The sequence below is a fragment of the Marinobacter sp. C1S70 genome, assembly GCF_000475355.1.
Taxonomy (GTDB): domain Bacteria; phylum Pseudomonadota; class Gammaproteobacteria; order Pseudomonadales; family Oleiphilaceae; genus Marinobacter; species Marinobacter nauticus.
This window is the reverse complement of record NZ_AXBW01000029.1, coordinates 36,815-55,160: the sequence shown is the minus strand read 5'-3', so window position 1 is coordinate 55,160 and position 18,346 is coordinate 36,815. Positions and strand designations below refer to the sequence as shown.

General features: G+C 58.7%; 17 protein-coding genes. 4 read left to right on the top strand and 13 right to left on the bottom strand.

Annotated features, from left to right (window positions below; all coding sequences use genetic code 11):
- Positions 1-58: 58 nt before the first annotated feature.
- Positions 59-565, bottom strand: coding sequence for a disulfide bond formation protein B (locus tag Q669_RS09960; RefSeq protein WP_011784013.1), 507 nt, complete (start codon positions 563-565; stop codon positions 59-61).
- Positions 566-667: 102 nt separating this feature from the next.
- Between Q669_RS09960 and Q669_RS09955 the strand changes: the two genes are divergently transcribed.
- Positions 668-1,123: a flagellar basal body-associated FliL family protein gene (locus Q669_RS09955; protein WP_081699726.1), complete on the top strand. Its 456-nt coding sequence runs from the start codon at positions 668-670 to the stop codon at positions 1,121-1,123.
- Positions 1,124-1,153: 30 nt separating this feature from the next.
- Here the strand turns inward: Q669_RS09955 and rmf are convergent, their stop codons facing one another.
- The 4 genes from rmf to Q669_RS09935 all read right to left on the bottom strand — a co-directional run bounded on the left by rmf (position 1,154) and on the right by Q669_RS09935 (position 7,213).
- On the bottom strand, positions 1,154-1,369 hold the full coding sequence (gene rmf, locus Q669_RS09950; protein ID WP_011784011.1) for a ribosome modulation factor: 216 nt from the start codon (positions 1,367-1,369) through the stop codon (positions 1,154-1,156).
- A gap of 111 nt (positions 1,370-1,480) precedes the next feature.
- Positions 1,481-3,037 (bottom strand): glutamate--cysteine ligase, encoded by a 1,557-nt coding sequence (gene gshA, locus Q669_RS09945; RefSeq protein ID WP_011784010.1) that lies wholly within the window; start codon positions 3,035-3,037, stop codon positions 1,481-1,483.
- 65 nt (positions 3,038-3,102) lie between these two features.
- The gene (locus tag Q669_RS09940; RefSeq protein WP_022992109.1) at positions 3,103-5,427 is read right to left on the bottom strand and encodes a Tex family protein; all 2,325 of its coding nucleotides are present in this window, start codon (positions 5,425-5,427) and stop codon (positions 3,103-3,105) included.
- Positions 5,428-5,479: 52 nt separating this feature from the next.
- Positions 5,480-7,213, bottom strand: coding sequence for an EAL domain-containing protein (locus Q669_RS09935; RefSeq protein ID WP_014420329.1), 1,734 nt, complete (start codon positions 7,211-7,213; stop codon positions 5,480-5,482).
- Positions 7,214-7,359: 146 nt separating this feature from the next.
- Between Q669_RS09935 and rep the strand changes: the two genes are divergently transcribed.
- On the top strand, positions 7,360-9,378 hold the full coding sequence (gene rep / locus Q669_RS09930; protein ID WP_011784007.1) for a DNA helicase Rep: 2,019 nt from the start codon (positions 7,360-7,362) through the stop codon (positions 9,376-9,378).
- Positions 9,379-9,428: 50 nt separating this feature from the next.
- Here rep and Q669_RS09925 read toward each other — a convergent pair whose 3' ends face one another.
- Positions 9,429-9,842 (bottom strand): c-type cytochrome, encoded by a 414-nt coding sequence (locus Q669_RS09925; RefSeq protein WP_011784006.1) that lies wholly within the window; start codon positions 9,840-9,842, stop codon positions 9,429-9,431.
- A gap of 197 nt (positions 9,843-10,039) precedes the next feature.
- Here Q669_RS09925 and Q669_RS09920 point away from each other — a divergent pair, with 197 nt between their 5' ends.
- Both Q669_RS09920 and Q669_RS09915 read left to right on the top strand, forming a co-directional pair.
- A complete protein-coding gene (locus tag Q669_RS09920; protein ID WP_011784005.1) occupies positions 10,040-10,381 on the top strand; it encodes a hypothetical protein in 342 nt (113 codons plus the stop codon).
- 9 nt (positions 10,382-10,390) lie between these two features.
- On the top strand, positions 10,391-11,488 hold the full coding sequence (locus Q669_RS09915) for a phospholipase A (protein WP_011784004.1): 1,098 nt from the start codon (positions 10,391-10,393) through the stop codon (positions 11,486-11,488).
- A 166-nt stretch (positions 11,489-11,654) separates the two neighbouring features.
- Here Q669_RS09915 and Q669_RS09910 read toward each other — a convergent pair whose 3' ends face one another.
- The 7 genes from Q669_RS09910 to Q669_RS09880 form a co-directional block, all read right to left on the bottom strand.
- On the bottom strand, positions 11,655-13,007 hold the full coding sequence (locus Q669_RS09910) for a phosphomannomutase/phosphoglucomutase (protein WP_011784003.1): 1,353 nt from the start codon (positions 13,005-13,007) through the stop codon (positions 11,655-11,657).
- A 180-nt stretch (positions 13,008-13,187) separates the two neighbouring features.
- Complete coding sequence (gene bfr, locus Q669_RS09905) at positions 13,188-13,664, bottom strand: bacterioferritin (protein WP_011784002.1); 477 nt, start codon at positions 13,662-13,664, stop codon at positions 13,188-13,190.
- Positions 13,665-13,780: 116 nt separating this feature from the next.
- Positions 13,781-13,987 carry a bacterioferritin-associated ferredoxin gene (locus Q669_RS09900; RefSeq protein WP_011784001.1) on the bottom strand — a complete coding sequence of 69 codons (207 nt, stop codon included), beginning with the start codon at positions 13,985-13,987 and terminating at the stop codon, positions 13,781-13,783.
- Positions 13,988-14,086: 99 nt separating this feature from the next.
- On the bottom strand, positions 14,087-15,376 hold the full coding sequence (pepQ, locus tag Q669_RS09895; protein WP_011784000.1) for a Xaa-Pro dipeptidase: 1,290 nt from the start codon (positions 15,374-15,376) through the stop codon (positions 14,087-14,089).
- A 1-nt stretch (position 15,377) separates the two neighbouring features.
- Positions 15,378-16,265, bottom strand: a complete 888-nt coding sequence (locus tag Q669_RS09890; protein ID WP_022992108.1) for a LysR family transcriptional regulator — start codon at positions 16,263-16,265, stop codon at positions 15,378-15,380.
- A gap of 75 nt (positions 16,266-16,340) precedes the next feature.
- Positions 16,341-17,351 carry an ABC transporter ATP-binding protein gene (locus Q669_RS09885; protein ID WP_011783998.1) on the bottom strand — a complete coding sequence of 337 codons (1,011 nt, stop codon included), beginning with the start codon at positions 17,349-17,351 and terminating at the stop codon, positions 16,341-16,343.
- Entirely contained in the window at positions 17,348-18,346 is a 999-nt protein-coding gene (locus tag Q669_RS09880) for an ABC transporter ATP-binding protein (protein ID WP_011783997.1), read from the bottom strand. Before Q669_RS09880 ends, Q669_RS09885 begins: the two co-directional genes overlap by 4 nt.

Below are 18,346 nucleotides of genomic sequence, written 5' to 3'. Positions count from 1 at the left end.
TTGATAATTATTATGTGGCATTCAAGTTACCCCATGGTCATGGTCAGCCGCAACTGTTTCAGCTCTGCAACCAGTCCCGGGGAGAATAGCGTCGCAGCATCACAAACAGCCCCAGTACAATCAGCAGGCTAAAAAAGACCGCGGTCCATCCGGGGATACTCAAACCGAGAAAACGCCAGACCACTTCGGCGCAATCACCCGTGCCTTTCAAAGCGGTTTGCAGCACTTCAAACCAGGGTAGTACCTCGAGCATGTAATCAACCGAGGGACCACAGGCAGGCACCTGGTCCGCAGGCAGACTCTGTAACCATAGCTGACGCCCCGCCACCGCCAGACCAGCGCCGGCGGCAACAATCAGTAACAGCCCGTAGACCCGGTTGCCGAACCCGCGGGGTCCGTGCAGAAACGCCAACAGACTCACCAGCCCTGCACCCATAAATCCGAAACGCTGCAACCAGCACAACGGGCATGGCTCCAGACCCATCACGTGCTCCATGTAAAAGGCCACCGCCAGCAACCCGGCGCACACCAGAAATACCAACCCGAATATCCATCTGCTTGTCAAAACGCTACCCCGGAATCATGATGTGGACTGCACAAGCTTCCATGGCCTGATATTCTCAGAGAAAAACCAGCGTGCCATGAAACACTGAACCAATCCTAACCCATGACTAACGCCAAGCCTATGACCATTCTCAGAAAACTGACGCCGGCCCTGTTACTGACCCTGTGCGCACTGATGCCACCCCTGCCCGCCATGGCCGAGGAAGCTGATGAAGAAACCGAAGTGAAGGGGGTAACCGACTATATCGCCATGGAACCGGCATTCGTCACCCATGTCGGCAAACCGGATGCGAAAGTGGCCTATCTCAAAGCCTCCGTAACCATTCGGGCCTCCCGCGAAACCACCCGGCCGGCGGTAGAAGCGCACATGCCCAGGTTACGGCACGAACTGGTGATGCTGTTTGGTGAGCAGACGGATCTTGACCAATTGTCTTCCATGGACGGCCAGCAGGCGCTGCGGGAAGAAGCAACCAAACGGATAAACGGAGTGCTGGAGGAGCAGCAAACCGGTGAGACCATTACCGGAGTGCTGTTTACCGAGTTTGTGGTTCAGCGCTAGTTGCGGCATCCACCGGGCGGTGGCACCGGATCAGGCGATGCGTGAGAACAGATCATCATCCTGTTGCGGGCGCTGTTTCCGGGCCTGACCGGCATCATCCCAACCGGCTTCCCAGGCGGCAATAATGACCTCACCACGGTATGGACAGCGGGTTTTGTCCATGCCCATCTCTCCGGCCATGTATCCCTGCCGGTAGGCCTTGTTCAATGCTTCTACATCCCAGCCGAGCTTGATATCCGTTGCCATGGGCCACCTCCTTACCTGATGTAATAGAAAGTAACAGCAGGTAACAGATCCAGCAAACCGGACAGCCGGTTCTGTGCGTCACGTCCCTTTCCGGACGTGACGCAAGCGGCGTCAGGATTTCAGGTAGGCCTCCAGAAACTCCGGAAATGGCTGACTGTCCGCAGCTTCCTGCTCTTTCTGCTCGACCAGGGACTGCGCACTCATGGCACGGAAGTCCGCCAGCACCTCCGGTGCCAGTGGCTCCGAATTCAGGGTTTGCTGGTGTTCACGGGATATCGCCTGCACCCAGTCGCGATGGCCCAGGCCTGACTGCCCCATGGCCTCAAGCACTCGAGCGGAAGGCACCGCCCAATCATTGCCCTCGAGTTTCGACCGTTGAGCCGCCAGCGCCGACCTGTAGGTATCGCTATGATTCCAGCCATCCAGCAGCTCTGCCAGGGGCTGCAAGCGCTCCAGCCATTCAACGGCGGCCTCGCCCACAGGCACACGCTGTCCACCCCGGCACAGACTGAGTGAATGCAGGCGACCGCTGGCGACGACGTCCTTGTAATTGTCATCAAGCCGTTCGCACTCATCGTCTTCAATACGGGGAGAATCGGTGAGCAGGCAATCCAGCAGGAACAGGTCGAGGAAATCGATCTGCTCGCGGTTCACGCCCACCGGCGAGAACGGATCCAGGTCCAGACAACGCACCTCAATGTATTCCACACCCCGGGCATCCAGAGCCTGGATCGGCTTTTCACCCCGCTCGGTGGTGCGCTTGGGACGTACCGCGCTGTAGTACTCGTTCTCAATCTGAAGCACATTGGTATTGATCTGGACAAACTCGCCATTGCGCCGGGTGCCAATGGCTTCATACGCTGGCCAGTTGGTGTGGATGGCGCGATCCAGTGTCCGGGTATAAGTGCTCAGCTCATTGAAGCAGATATTCAGCGAGGCCTGGGCATTGTTGTGGTAACCCAGATCCCCCATGCGCAAAGACGTGGCGTGCTGGCCAAACCAGGTGCGATCATCGAACCGTGCCAGGTCGTGCCGGACGCCGGCCACAAAACTGGCATCCAGTGCCGGCGAGGCGCCAAACAGCAGCATCAGCAACCAGCTGCGGCGGCGGAAATTCCGGATCAGCCAGAAGTACTGGTCTGATTTGAAATCCCTGAGGCTATCCTTGTTGCCCACCAGTTCCTGCCATTTGCGCCAGAAACTGTCCGGCAGGGAAAGATTGTAATGGGCGCCGGCAATACTCTGCATAATCCGGCCATAACGCACCGCCAGACCCTGACGATACACATGCTTGAGCCGGCCAGTGTTGGAGCTGCCGTACTCGGCAATGGGAATGCTGGCATCGCCGTCAATCTCGCAGGGCATGCTCGCGGCCCAGAACACTTCGTTATCCAGGTTCTGCTGGACGAACCGATGTATATCCCGCAACGAGGCCAGCATAGCTTCAGTATTGTCGAAGACCGGCGTGATCAGTTCCAGCAGGGCTTCCGAGTAGTCGGTCGTGATACGGGGGTGGGTCAGTGCGGAGCCCAGGGCTTCCGGATGTGGTGTCTGGGCAATGAAGCCATTGGCATCGACGCGCAGGCCTTCCTTTTCGACCCCTTTGAGGAAACCGTCCCAGTCACTGGCGGCAAACTGTTGGAACAGGGAGTGGCGGGATTGTGCCATGTTGAGCTCCTGTTGCAGCCGTTACGCCCTTGTGAGACGTAACGGCTGTGAATCAGTGGAAGGGGTTAACGGCCGTTCTTACGGGCAGAGGCCATAGCCTGGGCCAGAGCGCCAGCCATGGCACCTTGAGGTGCGCCCTGGCCGGCCTGAGGTTTGCGCCCTGCACTGCGGCCAGAGTTCCGGTCTGCGCCCCGGGCTGGCTTGTTGTCCGCCCCCGGCTGGTCATCCATACGCATGGACAGGCCAATCCGCTTACGGGGAATGTCCACTTCCATCACTTTGACCTTGACGATGTCACCGGCCTTGACCACTTCTCTCGGATCTTTCACGAAAGTATGGGACAAGGCCGAGATGTGCACCAGGCCATCCTGGTGAACGCCGATATCCACAAAGGCACCGAAGTTGGTGACGTTGGTTACCGAGCCCTCCAGCACCATACCGGGTTTGAGGTCGTTGAGGGTTTCCACCCCTTCCTCGAAATGGGCAAAGCGGAATTCCGGTCGCGGGTCCCGGCCCGGTTTTTCCAGCTCGGAGATAATGTCCTTGATGGTCGGCAGGCCGAACTGCTCGGTTACGTAGTCCTGTGGGTTAAGACTGCGCAGGAACGCGGAATCGCCAAGGATATCCTCCACCCTCTTGCCATTTCGCTCAGCAATGGCCTCAACCACACCGTAGGCTTCCGGATGCACGGATGACCGGTCCAGAGGGTTTTCGCCCCCGGCGATACGCAGGAAGCCCGCAGCCTGTTCAAAGGTGCGATCACCCAATCGAGACACCTTCAGCAGCTGTTTGCGACTGGTGAACTTGCCGTTCTGGTTCCGGAAATCCACGATGTTCTGGGCAATGCTCGGATTCAGGCCAGACACCCGGGTGAGCAGCGGTACCGACGCGGTATTCAGATCCACGCCCACGCCGTTTACACAGTCCTCAACGACCGCATCCAGGCTACGGGACAGCTGTACCTGGGACACATCGTGCTGGTACTGCCCCACGCCGATAGACTTGGGCTCGATTTTCACCAGCTCGGCCAGCGGATCCTGCAAACGGCGGGCAATGGACACCGCACCACGGATGGTGACATCCAGATCCGGCAGTTCCCGGGAGGCAAATTCCGAGGCGGAATAGATTGATGCCCCGGACTCATTCACCACAATGCGGGCCAGCTTCAGTTCGGGGTAACGTTTGCAGAGGTCGCCCACCAGTTTCTCGGTTTCCCGGGAGGCGGTACCGTTGCCGATAGCCACCAGTTCAATTTTGTACTTCTGACACCAGGCTGCCATCTGGGCAATGGACTGATCCCATTTGTTCTGGGGCGCATGGGGAAAAATGGCGCCGTGATCCACTACCTGGCCGGTACCGTCGATTACCGCCACCTTGACCCCGGTACGCAGGCCGGGATCAAGCCCCAGCGTTGGCCGCGGACCTGCCGGAGCGAGCAGGAGCAGATCTTTCAGGTTGGCAGCAAAAACGTTGATGGCTTCGGTTTCAGCCGCTTCACGCACCTGGGCGATCAGATCGGTTTCAATCTGTGTCGACAACTTCACGCGCCAGGTCCAGCGCACCACATCCGACAACCATTTGTCGGCGGCCCGGCCGTTATCCCGAATGCGCCAGTGGGCGGCAATTCGCTGCTCGGCGGGATGGGGCTGACGGCGATCCTCCTCAGCATCGCCCATAACAATCGAATAGGCCAGAATGCCCTCATTGCGGCCCCGAAGAATGGCCAGCGCCCGGTGCGACGGAACTTTTCTCAGCGGTTCAACGTGGTCGAAGTAATCCCGGAACTTGGCGCCTTCGTTTTCCTTGCCTTCCACCACAGTGACTTTCAGCTGGCCCTCCTGCCAGACGAAATCGCGCAGGGCGCCAAGCAGCTCGGCATCTTCGGCAAAACGCTCCATCAGAATGTAGCGGGCACCGTCCAGAGCGGCTTTGACATCCTCAACGCCGGCTTCCGGATTGAGGTAACCGGCAGCGACGGTTTCCGGATCCTGGGTGGGATCGTCGTAGAGGGTATCGGCCAGCGGCTCCAGGCCTGCTTCCCGGGCAATCTGCGCCTTGGTGCGGCGCTTGGGTTTGTAGGGCAGGTAAAGGTCTTCCAGGCGGTTCTTGGTGTCGGCAGCTTCGATGGAGGCCCGCAGCTCGTCGGTCAGCTTGCCCTGTTCCTCAATGCTGTTGAGGATGGTGCCCCGGCGGTCTTCCAGCTCACGCAGATAGCGCAACCGCTCTTCCAGAGTCCGCAGCTGGCTGTCGTCCAGGGAACCCGTTACTTCTTTTCGGTAGCGTGCAATAAAGGGAACGGTAGCGCCTTCATCAAGAAGGGTAACGGTGGCATTAACCTGCTGTTCACGTACGCCGAGCTCTTCGGCAATGCGCCGGGAAATACTGTTCATGCTGCCTCGATCTGGTATCGCATTCGGAATTAATGCGCAAAGGTACAGCGGCTTACTTCTGCAGGCAAGCGGACTGGTTCTGGCGGTTCATGAATTGCACCAGATCGTTCCAGGGCATCGGGCGGGCGTAATAGTAGCCCTGGATTTCGTCGCAGTGTTGCTGGCGCAGGAATTCCAGCTGGCCTTCGGTTTCCACCCCTTCGGCCACCACGCTGATCTGCAGGCTGTGAGCCAGACTGATAATGGCCCGGATAATATGCTCGGCATCGGCAGACTGGCCCAGTTCCTGGACAAAGGACTTGTCGATCTTCACCAGCGAGATTGGCAGGTGCTGCAGATTGCTCAGGGAGGAAAAGCCAGTACCGAAATCGTCCAGCGCAAAACTGATGCCCAACTGATTGAGCTCCCGCAGGCAGCGCTGGGCGTATTCCGGGTCGTGCATCATGGCGCTTTCGGTCAGCTCCAGTTCCAGCAGGCTGGTATCGACGTTGGCATTGAAGATGATACGAAAGATGGTTTCGGTCATCTTGCGATCGTGGAACTGCCGGAACGACAGGTTGACCGCAAACACCAGTCCGGGAAAGCCCAGCTCGGTGGATTCCTGCAAGCGCTTGCAGGCCTGCTCGATAACCCAGTAGCCGATGGGCACAATCAGACCACTGCGCTCGGCCACCGGGATAAACTCATCGGGACCCACCAGGCCGCGCTCCGGGTGATTCCAGCGCAACAGGCACTCGACCCCTCGCACCTCCTCGGTCGCGAGGTCAATCCGTGGCTGATAATACAGCTCCAGTTCCTTGCCCCGCAGGGCATTGCGAAGGTCGGCTTCGAGCCGGAGCTGATAGCCTGCGGAAATGTGCAGCTGCCGGTCGTAAAACCGGTAACTGGTACCCGGATCGCGTTTGGCTTCGAACATCGCACGGTTAGCCCGCCGGAGCAGTTCTTCCGGGCTGTCACCGGCCTCCGGATAGGTGGCCACGCCCAGGCTGGCGCTGACCACCACATTCTGGCCATCCACCATCACCGGCTCATCCAGCGCCGAAACCACCTTGCGAATGATCTGGGTGATATCCAGCGAGTCTTCCACCTTCTCGACAATGATGGCCAGTTCGTCACCACCGATGCGCATCAACGAGTCCACCCGTCGCAACGTCTGCCGGAGCCGCTCCGCCAGCCGAAGCATGAGCTGATCACTCTTCTGGTAACCAAAGGATTCGTTGATGTTACGGAAATCATCGATATTCAGGTGCAACAGAGCCAGGCGATGATTCGCCCGCTCGGCCCTCAGCACCGCCTGCTGTAGCCGATCGAAGAACAGGTCCCGATTGATGAAGCCGGTGGCCACTTCACGGCCAAGCTGGCCATTTGTCGACTGCGTGAGCTGGGAGCGGTACCACAGGCATTTGATGGAGCGTCGGAAATTCCAGGGATCTAACTCACGGCGGCTCAGATAGTCCGATGCACCGTTTTCAACCAGGTACCGGGCTTTTTCTCCGCAGGATTCGGCGCTCATGGCCAGAATGGGCTTGTCCTCACTGGATACCGACAGGTATTGCAGAAACGACGCTTCCGAGCCGCCATGGAACACGCAGTCCCACACGATCACATCAAAGCTGGCGTTGGAAATCAGATCATCACAGTCCACCAGATCCGGACACCAGGTGGCGTCGCTGCAGATTTCGGAATCATCCGCGAGCATGGCGCTGAACCAGAGATAGTCGGCGTATTCCGGTGTCAGCACCAGAAGGCGCAAACAATCAGGCCTGGTGTCGGTGGGCAGTGTCATCTGGCGAGATCCATATGTCGGTACAGAACAGCGTAGTCCATTACATAAAGAATAGCTGATAGATCGGCAAGGTACAGCATGCCGGCCTGGTGTAGAATAGCCAGACGCTAAAAATCCATGCCCCGTTCCCCTTTGGCATCAACACTGTGAACAAGCTCAATCCCAGACAACATGAAGCGGTACGCTACGCTGACGGCCCCCTGCTGGTGCTGGCCGGTGCCGGTAGCGGCAAAACCAGCGTGATTACCCGCAAGATTGCCTATCTGATTGAGGAACTGGGCATTCCGGGGCGCCACATTGCCGCCGTCACCTTTACCAACAAAGCCGCCCGGGAGATGAAAGAGCGTGTGGGCCGCATTGTTGACCGGGGCAAAACCCGGGGCCTGATCGTATCAACATTTCACAATCTTGGCCTGAACATGATCCGGGAGGAGCACACCCACCTGGGCTACCACCCAGGCTTCTCCATTTTCGACGCCGAAGATGCCAAGGCGCTGCTGCAGGATCTGATGATGCGCGAAGCCAGCGCCGAGGCCGGCGACGAGCTGAACGATGTGCAGATGACCATCTCGTCCTGGAAGAACGCCATGCGCAGCCCTGCGGAGGCCTACAGCAAAGCGGCAGACGAGCGTGAGCAGCGCATTGCCATCGTTTACAAGCACTACAACGAATACCTGAAAGCCTACAACGCGGTGGATTTCGACGACCTGATTCTGCTGCCGGTGCAGCTGTTCCGGGACAACCCGGAAGTGCTTGCCAAGTGGCGCCGGAAAATCCGCTACATGCTGGTGGATGAGTACCAGGACACCAACGTGTGCCAGTACGAGCTCGTAAAACAGCTGGTGGCCGAGCGGGCGGCGTTTACCGTGGTGGGCGATGACGACCAGTCCATCTACGCCTGGCGCGGCGCCCGGCCGGAGAACCTGGCCCAGTTGAAAGATGACTTCCCGAGCCTGAAGATCGTCAAACTGGAGCAGAACTACCGCTCCACCAGCCGGATCCTGCGCTGCGCCAACACGGTGATCGCCAACAACCCCCACGTGTTCGAGAAGGCGCTGTGGAGTGACCACACCATTGGCGAGGAAATCCGCATCATCCGCTGCCGCAACGAAGATGCCGAAACCGAGCGGGTGGCCACCGAGATCCTCGATCAGAAGCTGAAAAACGGCCTCGACTTCAGGGATTTCGCAGTCCTTTACCGGGGCAACCATCAGGCACGGCTGCTGGAAATGAAACTGCAGGCCTACCAGATTCCCTACCGCATCTCCGGCGGCCAGTCGTTTTTCTCCAAGAACGAGATCAAGGATGCGATGTCGTACCTGCGGCTGATGATCAACCCGGACGACGATGCGGCCTTCCTGCGGGTGGTGAACGTGCCGCGCCGGGAGATTGGCCCGCGCACCCTGGAACAGTTAAGTCACTATGCCCGGTCACGCAATGTCAGCCTGTTCAAGGCCCTGGGGGATATGGGGGCGGAAACCCACGTCACCGAGAAGGGGCTGGACCGACTAAGACGGTTCGCCCACTGGGTCGACAAAACCTGCGAGCGCCTGTTCTCGGAAGACCCGATCCCGGTCATCAAACAGTTGTTCACTGACATCGAGTACGAAGAGTGGCTGCACCAGCATTCCGGTAGCCCGAAACAGGCCGAACGCCGGATGGAGAACATCTGGTACCTGGTGGAGTCGATCCAGCGCATGCTGGACGACGGCAAGGGCACGGCCGATGAAATCGGCATTGAGGACGCCATCGCCAAGCTGGTACTGCGGGACATGATGGAGCAGCGGGAAGAGGAAGACGACAGCGACAAGGTTCAGTTGCTGACCCTGCACGCTTCCAAGGGGCTGGAGTTTCCCCATGTGTTCATTATGGGCCTGGAGGAGGAGATTCTGCCGCACCGCAGCAGCATCGAGGAAGGCAACATTGAGGAAGAGCGCCGCCTGATGTACGTGGGCATTACCCGGGCCAGGGAAACCCTGGCGCTGACTTACGCGGCCTCCCGAAAACAGTACGGGGAAAAACTGGAGACCATTCCCAGCCGCTTTCTGGATGAGTTGCCGGAAGAGGATGTGAAATGGGAGGGACTGGGCGACCAGGACAAAGAAGCGAACCAGAAAAAGGGCAAGGCGACTCTCAGCGCCCTGATTGGCGATCTGGGCCTGTAGAAACAACAAACCCCGCTCGGGGCGGGGTTTGTCCGGTCGTTACAGATTGCTTACTTGCTCTGCTCAACCATATGCTCAACGGCAGCGGTGATTTCCTCATCCGGGCAGTTGGCACAGCCACCTTTGGCCGGCATGGCGTTGAAGCCATTGATGGCGTGATCAATCAGGGTATCGATACCTTTCTCAATGCGCGGAGCCCAGGCAGCGGTATCACCGATCTTGGGAGCGCCGGCTGCGCCGGTGGTATGACACGCCATGCACACGGCGTCGTAGACTTCACTGCCAGAACGCGGGCCGGAGCTGGCTGTCTCAGCAGGTGCAGCAGCCTCGCCACACTCTTCACCCTGCAGACACACTTCGCCCACCGGCTTGATGCGCTCGCGGATTTCGTCTTCAACACTTGCCACTGCGGCGCCGGCGGCCAGGCCAAAACCAAGCAGAACAACAGCCAGGACTCTCTTCATCTTCACAATGCACCTCGCATTTGAGCGTTATAATCTTTCGGTCGCCGCATTATAGCGATTGAGCCTCCGCAAAAAAACCAGAGAGCAAAATCAGAATTTGATTTCAACCATTTTAATGACAGTTTCGTAGGTTGTAGCTCCTTTGCCATGGATTCCGGTTACCATAGCGTTCATTCACTCAAACCCAGAGTCGCCGCATGAACCAACAGCAACAGACGACCCCGGACAAGCGCCGAAAAACCTTACTGATCCTGGAGTTTTCCAGCCTGGCGGTACTGCTGATCTCGATGGCCTGGTTCAGCAACCAGTCAAGCGATGGCACCCCGCTTTCTGCCGGCTGGCTGCTGATTCCGGCGTTTGCCAGCCTGGGCGTTTTTCTGAGTTTTATCGGGTTGATGTATCTACGCTGGGTCGCCTCGGCGAACGACCAGCGCCGCCCCCGCCATCGCGCGATCTTCGCCCTGCTGACCCTCACCCTGCTTGGGGTCTGGATTTACGGCATTGCCAACACCTGGATAAGCCTGAGTACCGCCCAATAAGGAGCCCCCATGACCCCCAGCCTCAAGCTGCTACCCCTGATTCTGTTGGGCACGGCCAATCTGGTTGTTGCCCAGGATCGGCCAGAGGAACCCGATGTTAACTGCGCGCTGATCAAGGAAGGTGTGCAACGGCTGGCCTGCTATGACGCCAAGTACAACCCTCAGGCCGAGCGTGACCAGGCCAGCGAGGAACAGCTGGAAGAAGCCGAGGCGGATGCAGAGGAACTGGTGGCCGACAAGAAAACCCGGGAGAAGATCGTGGGTAATGCCCTGGAAGACGATCCTGATGACGGGGTGATGGCCGCGCTGGTGGACAACTATCTTTCTGCCGAGCGGGCGATCTTCTCGTTTACCGGCAGTTTCGTGACTCATCAGCCCAATTACATTCTGCCGATCACCTGGGTGGACGACCCCAATGCCTTGCCCGCAAGCCCGCGACTGGGAGCTATCGATTATGACTACAACCTGGAAAACGAGGAAGCCAAGTACCAGATCAGCTTCAAGGTTCCGTTGCTGACGGGCATTTTCGACGACCGCACAACCTTCTGGTTTGGCTACACCCAGAAATCCTTCTGGCAGGTCTACAACCAGGATGAATCGGCGCCTTTCCGGGAGACCAACTATGAGCCGGAGCTGTTTTTCAGGCACGCCCTGAACTGGGATCTCGGTCCCGGTACGCTCAGTGCGGTGTCGGTGGGCTTTAATCACCAGTCAAACGGACAGCCTGACCCCCGGTCCCGGAGCTGGAACCGGATTATGGGTTCCGTTGCCTATAGTGTGGATCGCTGGCTGTTTATGGTTCAGCCCTGGTATCGCTTGCCGGAAAACAGCAGCAGCGACGACAACGAAGACATAGAGAGCTATCTGGGCCACGCCAGTTATCACGCGGTTTACAAGCTGACGGAAGATCGGACGTTTTCTTTGAAGCTGCTGAATAATCTGAGGTCGGATAACCGGACGTCGGTGGAGTTCGGGTACAGCTTTCCCATGGGGGATACGCTGAAGGGGTTCTTCCAGTATTACAACGGTTATGGGGAGAGCCTGATTGACTATAACGAGCGGATTGAGCGGGTCGGGTTTGGCATTATGCTGAATGACTGGCTCTAGGCGCTGGTGCAAGACCAGGATGGCGGTACCCCCTTCTGAAACACGCTCCTTCGGCACATCCTTGTGACGCTTGAGCTCCGCCATCCCTGGCTCCGCACAGTTCCATAAGGGGGTACCGCCACCCTGGCCCCACAAACTTCAGGGGCCTTCTAACACTGCCAGCCTTTTAAACGTTCAGCCTTTTCATTTCTTCCAGCAGTTCTTCAGTTTTCGCTTCCATCAACGCTTTATCTCCACGGGCCTCAACATTCAGGCGAACCACCGGTTCAGTGTTGGACATGCGCAGGTTGAAGCGCCAGTTGTCGAATTCCACGCTCAGGCCGTCTACATGGCTGACGGATTTCGCGCCCACGCCGTACCTGGCTTCGATGGCGGCGATAACTTTCGGGGGGTCGCTGATGGTGCGGTTGATTTCACCGCTGGCCGGGTAGGCTTCGATGCGGGCGTCGATCAGGGATGACAGGGTCTGGCCGCTCTGGCACAGGCGTTCGGCCACGAGCAGCCAGGGAATCATGCCGCTGTCGCAGTAGGCGAAGTCGCGGAAGTAGTGGTGGGCGCTCATTTCGCCACCATAAACGGCGTCTTCGTCGCGCATTCTCTGTTTGATGAAGGCGTGGCCAGTCTTGCTTTCGATGGCTTCGCCGCCAGCAGCTTCAACCAGATCCAGAGTGTTCCAGGTCAGGCGGGGATCGTGAATGACTTTGCCGCCACCGGTCTTGCGCAGGAACTGGTCCGCCAGCAGGCCGACGATGTAGTAGCCTTCGATGAAGCGGCCGGTTTCGTCGAAGAAGAAGCAGCGGTCGTAGTCGCCGTCCCAGGCAATGCCCATGGCGGCGCCATTCTGGAGTACGGCATCGGCAGTCGCGGAGCGGTTTTCCGGCAGGATCGGGTTGGGCACACCATTCGGGAAGTGACCATCGGCTTCGTGATGAACCTTGATGAAGTCGAACGGCAGATGCTGTTCCAGTTCGTCGATCACCAGGCCAGCACCACCGTTGCCGGCATTACAGACGATGGTCATGGGTTTCAGTGAGCCAGCATCAATATAGCCCAGCAGATGGTCGACGTACGCGCTCATTACTTCCAGGGTTTCGTATTTGCCCTGCTCTGCGGCGTCAAAGAACGGTTCCAGCACCCGGTCCCGGATGTCGTTCAGGCCGTTGTCCGAACTGATCGGCCGGGATTCCGGGCCCACCATTTTCATGCCGTTGTGGTCTTTGGGGTTGTGGCTGGCGGTGACCATGATGCCGCCGTCCATCTGGTAGTGACTGGTGGCAAAGTACACCTGTTCGGTGCCGCACAGGCCAATATCAAACACATCGGCGCCGGCCGCCATCAGGCCGGAGCTCAACGCGTCGGCGATTTCGGGGCTGGACAGCCGGATGTCGTAACCGACGATGACTTTTTTGGCGCCGGTGATTTCAACGTAGGCACGGCCGATTTTCTCAGCCAGGATTGGGTTTAGCTGGTCAGGTACTCGGCCACGCAGGTCGTAGGCTTTGAAGCAGGACAGGTCCATTTCAGTCTCCGGAGTGGTTTATTAACCGCGTTGGGCCAGCATATCTGGCCAATCTGGGCGACCATTCTACCTGTTTCGACAGACAATCGGGGAAGCACCCGGAAAAAGGCAGGGGGAACAGAGTGGAGAGAAAGCGCCACCGGCCCGCAGAGTGAGCCGGTGTCCGGAACGCCGGGGAGTTTACTCAGCAGCTGCCGACTGCAGCTGGATATAGTTCTGGATGCCCATCTGGGAAATCATTTCGAGCTGGGTTTCGAGCCAGTCGATGTGCTCTTCCTCGCTGTCGAGGATGCTCCGGAACAGTTCACGGCTGGCAAAGTCCTGAACCTGCTCGCAGTAGATGATGGCTTCTTTCAGGTCTGTGTGCGCGGTGTGCTCAAGCTTGAGATCGCACTCGATCATTTCCTGAACATTCTCGCCAATCAGCAATTTGTTCAGATCCTGCAGATTTGGCAGGCCCTCAAGGAAGAGAATTCGCTCGATCAGCTGATCGGCGTGTTTCATTTCATCGATGGATTCTTCGTATTCTTTCGCCGCGAGCTTGGTGATACCCCAGTCTTTGTACATTCTCGAATGCAGGAAGTACTGGTTGATGGCCGTCAGCTCGTTGGCGAGGACCTTGTTCAGATGCTGGATGACTTTTTTGTCGCCTTTCATAACCGGATTCCTTGTGTCGCGAAAGCGTTAATTCACAAGGATAGTCGGTTTAACGGCAATAAAAAATCACGGATGGGAAAGAGGTGCAATTGCAATATGTGGACAGGCCCGCCCGCTCAGGCGGGTTGCGCCAGCATATTGGCGAGCGCCATATAATCCGGTGACCGGGACTCTTTCAGAATTTCCCGGGCAGTGCAGGCGCAACGACCGCACTGGCGACCGACGCCAAGTTCCTTGCCGAGCTGGCGCATGGAACTGACACCGCTTTCAGCGGCTTCGCGGATTTCTCTGTCTGTTACCCCGTAACACAGGCAAACGTACATAGGGCGCTCTCACTAACAGCAATAAAGTTAGTGATAATTATTGTTATTAACAAACAGGATTGCAACCCTTTTGCAGTCAGTTTTTGTAGTAAAAAGTGACTATTCGCATTCTCGCGTTAAGTTCCGGGCCCCGGCCGCTGTGACCACCACATTATCTTCAATCCGGATTCCACCACAGCTCTTCAGTTCATCAATCAGCGCCCGGTTCAGATACTGGGCTTCAGGCCCGTTCAGCAAAGGCTCCAGCAGCGATGGAATAAAATAGAGCCCCGGCTCGATGGTGACCACCATGCCGGCTTCCAGGGTGCGGGTCAGGCGCAGGAACGGCGCATCTTCCGGGGACGGCGTCGGTTTGCCGGCGACATCGTGCACCTGAATGCCCAGAAAATGCCCTATGCCATGGGGAAAGAACGCCCGGGTAATGCCCTGCTCCACCATGGCTTCATCCGCTAAACCGGACACCAGCCCCGAAGCTGATAGCAGGGTCGCAATGCCCAGGTGAGCCTTGCGGTGAATGTCCACGTAGTCCACGCCGGGCGACACCATCTCGCATAGCCGCAGCTGCAGTTTCTCCAGCCCGTGAACCAGCGCGGTGAATCTCGGCTCATCCGGCCCGGCGGTGGTGCGGGTTATATCTGAACAGTAGCCACGGTAGCGCACCCCGGCATCAATCAGCAGACTGCGGGGCCGGCGGGGAGGCTTCAGGTCGTAGTACTGGTAGTGCAGTGTGCCGGCATGTTCGTTCAATCCGATGATGCTGTGATAAGGCGCCTCCACTTCCCGCTGGCCGGTGGCCTGCTGGTAGGCGAGATTGATACCGAATTCGCTGTCGCCGGCCAGAAACGCCTCTCTGGCCGCCCTGTGACCAGCCAGGGCGATCCGGTTAGCGTGTGCCAGGCATTCAATTTCGTAAGGAGTTTTGCGCACGCGGGCTTCTTCCACGGCTGCCACCAGTGCCGCCGGGTTATGATCTCCCGGCACGCCATCCAGCACCAGCGGATCACCGATTACCACCAGCCGCCCCGGGCTATCGAGCTCCGGGGCGCCAGATTGCTGCCGGCTGCGCACGTCTACAACCTCTAGCCAGGGTTCTTCAGCCATCACCGGGTTGGCGTGCCAGAAGTCCACCGGCTGGTATAGCCAGAGCACCGGTTTCTGGCCGGGCCGAACCAACAGCCAGCTGTGCTCCTGGCCAGCCAGCCCGGTCCAGTGCAAAAACGGGCCGAAGCCCTGAAATACATAGGCCTGATCATCCCGATACCGGTAGGGCGCCGCGCCCGAGGCAATCAGCAGGCTGTCATAACCGTGATCAGCCATGGCCCGTTCGTACCGGTTCTGCAGCTCACGGATGTGGGCAGGCTGCAGGTCGAGGATGTCTTGATTTGGCATATCAGGTTTCCAGTTGTTTCCAGAGATTCAGTATGTCGTCTGAGCGGGCGTCACTCAGGCGGATCAAACGTATTTCCAGCGGTACGTCCCAGCGCTCATCACCAGCCCGTACCAGGCGCCCAAACTGTTCGCTTTTTTCCGTTATCCGCTTGGGCAACCAGCCCATGCCGAAGCCCTGTTTGACCAGGGCCTTGATGCTCGCGGACTGGGTATTCTCGTTCAGTGGTAAAAGATTCGCCGGCAGCTTGCCGCGTTGCAGATGCCCGTCGATAGCCGACTGCAAAAAACCACGGCTGTGGTAGGCAATCAGAGGCACAGGCTGTTCATTGGTGCCCGGCAACCGGTAACGGGGCTCGCCCTGCTCATTGGCGATACTGACCGGCACCAGTGCTTCCCTGCCGATGGTCTGCCACTGAAACTTGTCACTGGCCAGGCGATCCCCCCAGGGCAAATCCGGGTGCCAGTAACACAACACCAGGTCACATTCGCCGCTTTCCAGGGCATCCAGAAACTGCTCCCCCACCCAGTTGGTGGCGGTCAGGTTCAGTTGAAGGCGCTCGGCAATGCCCATCTCCGTCGCCCAACCCTGATAGAAATGCGAAAACAGCCCCTGGGTAGAACCAACGCTGATGCGGGCAGACGCTTCCGCATCCAGAGCGGCTATCCGGTCCCGGGTGATGCGTTCACACAGTTCCTGAAACACTTCTCCGGCCGGGGTCAGGGACAATGGCAGAGTCTGCCGATTGATCAGGGTGGTGCCCATGGATTCCTCCAGCAGCTTGATGCGCCGGCTGAACGTAGGCTGGCTCACGTGCTGCTGTTCGGCAGCCCGTGAGAAGTGGCGCGTGCGGGCAAGCGCCAGAAAGTCTTCCAGCCAGCGTATTTCCATGGGAACCCCTGAGGTTTGGCAATGATCACAACCGGTACGTTGCTGCAGGCATGATAGCCTATGCGCGCCCGGCCGTTACAAACGCCCTTCCTCAACGGCGTGACAGGCCACCTGCGCCCCGCCGTCGGTGGCGATCAGCTGTGGAACTTCCTGCCGGCAACGCTCATTGGCGTAGGGGCAGCGGCCGTGGAACACGCACCCCGAGGGCAGATTCACCGGCGTGGGCACCTCGCCCTGAAGGCGAATGTGATTGGGCCGGTCATCCTCGAGTTTCGGGATGGCCGACAGCAACGCCTGGGTATAGGGATGCCGGGGCATGGCGAACAGGGTTTTGGTGTCTGCCAGCTCACACACCCGGCCCAGGTACATGACGGCCACCCGGGTACCGAAGTGTTCTACCACCGCGAGATCGTGGGTAATGAACAGGTAGGTCAGACCACGGCTTTCCTGGGCATCCATCAACAGATTCAGCACCTGGGCCTGGATAGACACATCCAGGGCCGAGATGGGCTCATCGGCAACGATAAATTCCGGGTCCACCGCCAGGGCGCGGGCAATGGCAATCCGCTGGCGCTGGCCGCCGGAGAACTCGTGGCCGAAGCGACTGCCCCAGTCCGGATCGATGCCCACCGAGTGCATCACCTCGTGGATCTTGTCCCGCACCTGGGTTGGAGACCAGTCCTGATGGTGAAAACGGATCGGTTCTTCCAGGGTCTGCTGAATCGTCATCCGCGGGTTCAGGGACGCATAGGGGTTCTGGAAAATCATCTGCATCTTGCGCCGGTATGGCAATGCCGCCTTGCCGCCCAGGTTGTCGATGCGTTGACCGTCGTAGTGAATCTCGCCGGCACTGGGGGAAATCAGCCCCATCACCGTGCGGGCCACGGTGGATTTTCCGCAGCCGGACTCCCCCACCACGCACAGGGCCTCGCCCTTGTTCACATCCAGGTTCACGCCGTTGATGGCATGCACGGCTTCCTGCTTGCGGCGAAAGCGACCGCCTTCAAACTGAATCTGTTCCAGAAAGCCGCCGGAAAGGTCAAAACGCTTTTCCAGGTTCCGGATACTAACCAACGGGGAGGTCATGATTCCGCCTCCTGCATGCGTTTCTCCTGCTCAATCAGGTTGGCAACTTCGTAACAGGCGACATCGACATTGCCCGAGCGCACATACTCCGGCATGGCGCGCTTGCACTGCTCGGTGGCGAAGTTGCAACGGGGGTGGAACGGGCAACCGGACGGCACATTTTTCAGGGACGGCATGGAGCCGGGAATCTGGAACAGCCGCGCACCCGGCTCCCCCATCTGGGGCAGCGCGTTGATCAGCCCCTGGGTGTAGGGATGCTGGGCGTCGTTGATGATTTCCCGGGTCGGGCCCTGCTCGATGATCCGGCCGGAGTACATCACCAGCATGCGCTGGGTCACCTGCGAGACCACACCGAGATCGTGGGTAATCAGCATCAGCGCCACGTTCTCCTGCTCGCACAGGTTCAGCAGCAAATCCATGATCTCCGCCTGAATGGTCACATCCAGGGCGGTGGTGGGTTCATCCGCAATGATGATTTCCGGGTCCAGCAGCAGGGCAATGGCAATGATCACCCGCTGGCGCATACCGCCGGACAGTTCATGGGGATACTGATCCAGTCGTTTTTCCGGCGACGGAATCTGCACCTTCTGCAGACGATCCAGGGCAATGGCCCTCGCCTCTTTCTTGCTGATCTTCCGGTGCGCCAGGATAGCCTCCACCATCTGGGTACCGATGGTGAGCACCGGATTCAGGGTCATCATCGGGTCCTGGAAGATCATGGCGATGCGGTTGCCACGAATCTTCCGCAACTCGCGCTCGCTCATGGCTGCCAGGTCTTTCCCTTCAAACAGGATCTGCCCGCCGGCAATGTAGCCCGGCCGGGCGATCAGGTTGAGGATGGAGAAAGCCGCCACCGACTTGCCGGCGCCGGATTCGCCCACCAGGCCCAGCCGCTCGCCTTTGTCCAGGCTGAAGCTGATACCGCGCAGGGCCGTCAGGTCTCCGCCACGCACCGCGAAGCGCACATCCAGATCTTTTACTTCCAACAGTGCCAT